Genomic DNA, 4,014 nt, shown 5'->3' on the forward strand with positions numbered 1-4,014 from the left:
TGGCGGGGCGTCCTGCCCCGCACGGGAAGCGCCAATAAATCGGCGCTTCCCTAGCTGCTGAAGGAGGCCGCCAGACAGCAAGCCGCCGTTCAGCTCGCTGACGAAATCGCCAGTGCCGATCCGCCAAGCCGCGGCGAGCATCCAATGGACCTTTCGGGCTGGTCTGGCTGGGCAGGGACTGACCTCAACCCTCAGTTCCGCGAGCCTTGGAGGCCCGGACGTGATCGGTCATCATGGGGCATCTTCAACAACTCCGTCGGCCTGCATGCTAGCGTTTTCTTGGCGGCTACATCGGCTCACAGGCCGGTATCGTCCCGCCGCCGAGGGCGGTGGTGAGGTACTGGAACTGCTTGGCCAGACCGCCAGCGCGATCGTCCAGTGTTTGGTCCATGCCCTTGCGCACCTCCTCCGACATCGACCAGCCGAGGGGCGGCTCCAAATATTTCTCCTTGATCTTGGCAATGGCCTCCTCGCTGAGAGGCTCGGCCGCCTGCGCCCTAGCCGTTTCCAGTTGCACGTCGAGCACCGCCGCAAGCGGCATCTGGACGACACCGCCACCCATGGCCTCCACCAGCCGTGCGGCCTTGACTTCGGCGATCTGCTGCCGGGCGCCGCGGGTCTCGAACAACGCCCGAATGGGTGCGGCGACCTCGCTGACGGCGGCATTGAAGCGGCCGCCCTTAAGCGTGTCGCTGCCGCCGTTGTCGCGGCGGCACAGGCCGACGGATGTTGGATCGTTGTTGATGACGATCAGCACGGGGCGGAACTTGCGGTCGCTGTCGCCGATGCGGTCGTCAAGTAAGGCGATGAGATCACCCATGGTGGCGGCGCCGGAGTTCTCGAAGTAACCGCCGTCCACGAGCCTCACACTGTCGTCACCGGCGATGTCCACGCGACCTGCCGGGCTCACGTAGGTGAACCGTGCGCTGGCACCGGCAGCGGCGCTGGTGCGGATGGCGGCGAGCTGGTACCGGTCGTCGAACAGATCCACGACGCCCGGCAGGCCCCCGACATCCAAGTTCGACAGCACGGCGCGCTGGCCGGTCTCGACGACGGTGGTGTTGAGCAGCAGACTCGGCAGCCGGTCGCCGGCCGCACCGGCGTAGAGGTTCTGGAAGGGTCCGGCAAAGAGCCGGCGGGCGTCACCTTGGAAGGCGAGCTCGAAGGAACGCTCCAGGAAGCGCTGGCGGTCGGCCAGTGTGACCGGGAACGGGATGAACCGCTGTGCCAGGTCCGGGAACAGCAGCCCGGCTACCACGGGCGAGAGGAAATCGTTGCCGAGTACCGTGCGCACCGGTGCCAGCAGGCTGGCGTCCGGACCAGCGTCGAGCTGAGCGCGCTTCAGCGTCACATAAGCCGCCGCACCGACGCTGCCGCCGGAGACACCGCTGATGGCGAAAAGGCGTTTGCTGAAGGTCTCCCCCAGCTCATCTTCCAGCGCGGCCAGCACCGAGGCCGTCCAGTAGGCAGCGCGGATGCCGCCGCCGGCGGCGGTGACGAAGACCACGGGCTCTGCCCCGCCGGCGGACTGCGCCATGGCGGCGAACCGCTCGGCGGGCGCTGGACGCGCAAGAGCCGCCACGGCTTTGCCCCCGGCCTCGTCGGCCAGCCGGATCGGGTGGTTGTGGTTCCAGAAGCCGAAGAGGACCGCCAGCAGCAAGGCGGTCAAGGTGGCCGCGGGTCCACCCTTTGACATAGGCACGTAGGTCAGGATGGCGGTGCCGAACAGCGCGATGCCCGTGACCCCGAGCACGGCGATGGCAGGCGCTCCGAGCCATTGCGGCAGATACACGGGCACGGCGACGAAGGCCACGAGCAGCACGAAGGCGCTGAGCAGCAGTGCGCGGGCACGCCTGCGATGTGCTTCCGGCACCTCGTCCAGCCGCTCAGCGATCATGTAGTCACGGGAGATGCTGAACAGGCTGCGGCGCAGCACGTAGAACGCGAGCAGCAGGATCGCCATGGCGAAGTAGACGCGCGAAAGCGTGATGACGAGCGCTTGGCCATCGGCGTCGACCTGGTTGAAGCTCCAGGCGATGGCGAGCGGCACCGCAACGCCCACAAGCCGCGGCCACCAGCGCCGGCCGAGGTCCGCATACGGCGACGGCAGCGGAAAGCTCTCGTAGTCTCGGGCGAGCAGGAGCCGCGAGGTGTACCAGAACGTGAGCGATGCCACAAAGGTGCCGATCAGGAGCAGCAGGTTCCACAGCAGGCCATTATCGGCCACGCCAAAACCTAGTTCGGCGCTGATCCTGAGCATGTCCTGCCCCTGCGAGGTGATGCCGAAGAACCCCACCAGCACCACCGCTCCACCCACGTTGTAGCCGATGAGCCATGGCACCCGCAGCAGGGAGTACCAGACGAATTTCCTGAGCTGCATGAATAGGCTGTCGTTCTGCACCGACGCGTTCATGGAACGTCCTCCCAGACCGGATTTCAGGTGTCGCGGCGCTCAGCAGCGCCAGAGCAGCGGCAGCCGCAGGCGGCGCTTGACGGCGGCGCCGAGGTAGGGCCAGAGCCGGCCCTTCTCCCAGAGCATCCGAGCGTATAGGGAAACCGGCTGCCCCGGTGGCTTACGGTAGCCGTGGCGGGGTTTGAGCGTGATGGCACCGTGCTCGCAGGCGGGGACGCACACCCCGCAGCCGAGGCAGACATCAGCGTCCACCTCGGCCCAGCGCCGGCGCTGGCTGTCGGCGCCATGCTGGCGGGCACCGGCCCCGAGCCCGATGCACTTGGCGTTGCACGCGCGCAGGCATTCGCCGCAGTAGTCGCAGTGCTCGGCATCCACCTCGGCGATGAAGGGTGTCTTGCCCAGGCCGTCTGGATGGCCGTGCTGCACCCCGGCCATGAGCTCGCAGCAGCAGCGGCAGCAGTTGCAAAGAAACGACGGCTGCTCGCGGACATTGTCGGTGACATGCGTTAGACCGAGGGAGCGGGCGTAGTCCAGCGTCTCCAACATCTCACCGACGCTCTTCTCCTCGGCGAGACCGCGGCGCACCAAAAAGCGCGCGCCCTCCCCCAGCACCATGCAGATGCCGTCCACCGGCGCGCCCTTCTTGCAGGACTCACCCAGGTGCTCCTTCTTGTGCCGGCAATAGCACATGGTCACGGCCCGGAAGCTCGCCCGGCGGATGATCTCCCGCGCGTCCTCATACGCTGTGATGCGGGAGCTGACCGGGATTTGCTGCTCGTCGACGACGGCGCGGGCAATCGGTGTGGTACCGCCGAAGAACTCCTGCGCCTGGTCGTTACCATTGCCGGCGCGCTCGTGCAGGTACTCCGTCATGAGCTCGGCGACGCGCGCCACGGGCAGATCGGTGCGCCGGCGCATGAACGTGAACTCGAAAAAGCCGATGAGCCCGGGCATCAGCATGTAGTAGGTGTCGCCGGCGTAGGGCAGGTCCATCACCAGGCCCTTGTTGGCCATGGACTCCAGGATGCCGTCCAGCTCCGCCGCCGCGATGCCGGTGGCCTGGGCAAGCTCCGGGAGCGTCGCCTCCATGAGCGGAAAGCGGGAGGCGACATAGGCTTCGCGATCATCGAACAGCAGCGACAGGATCTCGCGCAGCTTGGCATTGTCGACGAGGCCGACGGGATGCTGGTTCAGACGGTCGATGAGGGGCACCAGGTCGGACTTGGTGCTGAGGAGGTGTCCCATGGCTGCGGGCTGGCTCGGCGGCGGCGGTTGCGGGCACGATGGCACGGTTACCGGCAGTATAGGCAAGCATGGCTCGGCGCGAGTTGATGCAGGTGCTGTCGTCGCCGTTGGTCCCTTGCAGGGACGGGAGAAAAGTACCGCATCTAGGGACGCGCTGATTTATTGGCGCTTCCCGTGCGGGGCCGGCCGCCCCGCCATTTTCGGCGACGTAACTCGCTGACAATGAAGGAGCCCGGACACCGCCGTTTCCGGCTCCGCCTGATTTTTGGGCACGCAGCCCCATCAAACGGCCTCCCCCCGGGCTGCCCGGCTTCCCCCCCCCGGGCGAGCCCTCCCACCTGTCCCCCACCCCCCCC

Annotated in this window: 2 protein-coding genes; both read right to left on the reverse strand. The window is 67.2% G+C overall.

Translation table 11 applies throughout. The features are described from left to right. Positions 1 to 286 precede the first annotated feature (286 nt). Complete coding sequence (locus I6U14_RS01530; RefSeq protein ID WP_296896308.1) at positions 287 to 2,413, reverse strand: hypothetical protein; 2,127 nt, start codon at positions 2,411 to 2,413, stop codon at positions 287 to 289. 39 nt (positions 2,414 to 2,452) lie between these two features. Then, a complete protein-coding gene (locus I6U14_RS01535; protein ID WP_296896310.1) occupies positions 2,453 to 3,658 on the reverse strand; it encodes an ATP-binding protein in 1,206 nt (401 codons plus the stop codon). Positions 3,659 to 4,014: the final 356 nt, after the last annotated feature.

It is taken from the genome of Thiohalocapsa sp., assembly GCF_019695415.1.
Classification (GTDB): domain Bacteria; phylum Pseudomonadota; class Gammaproteobacteria; order Chromatiales; family Chromatiaceae; genus Thiohalocapsa.

Excerpts from the sequence above, each read along its gene's own strand:
- I6U14_RS01530 (WP_296896308.1), bottom strand. The coding sequence starts at position 2,413 with ATGAACGCGTCGGTGCAGAACGACAGCCTATTCATGCAGCTCAGGAAA.
- I6U14_RS01535 (WP_296896310.1), bottom strand. The coding sequence starts at position 3,658 with ATGGGACACCTCCTCAGCACCAAGTCCGACCTGGTGCCCCTCATCGAC.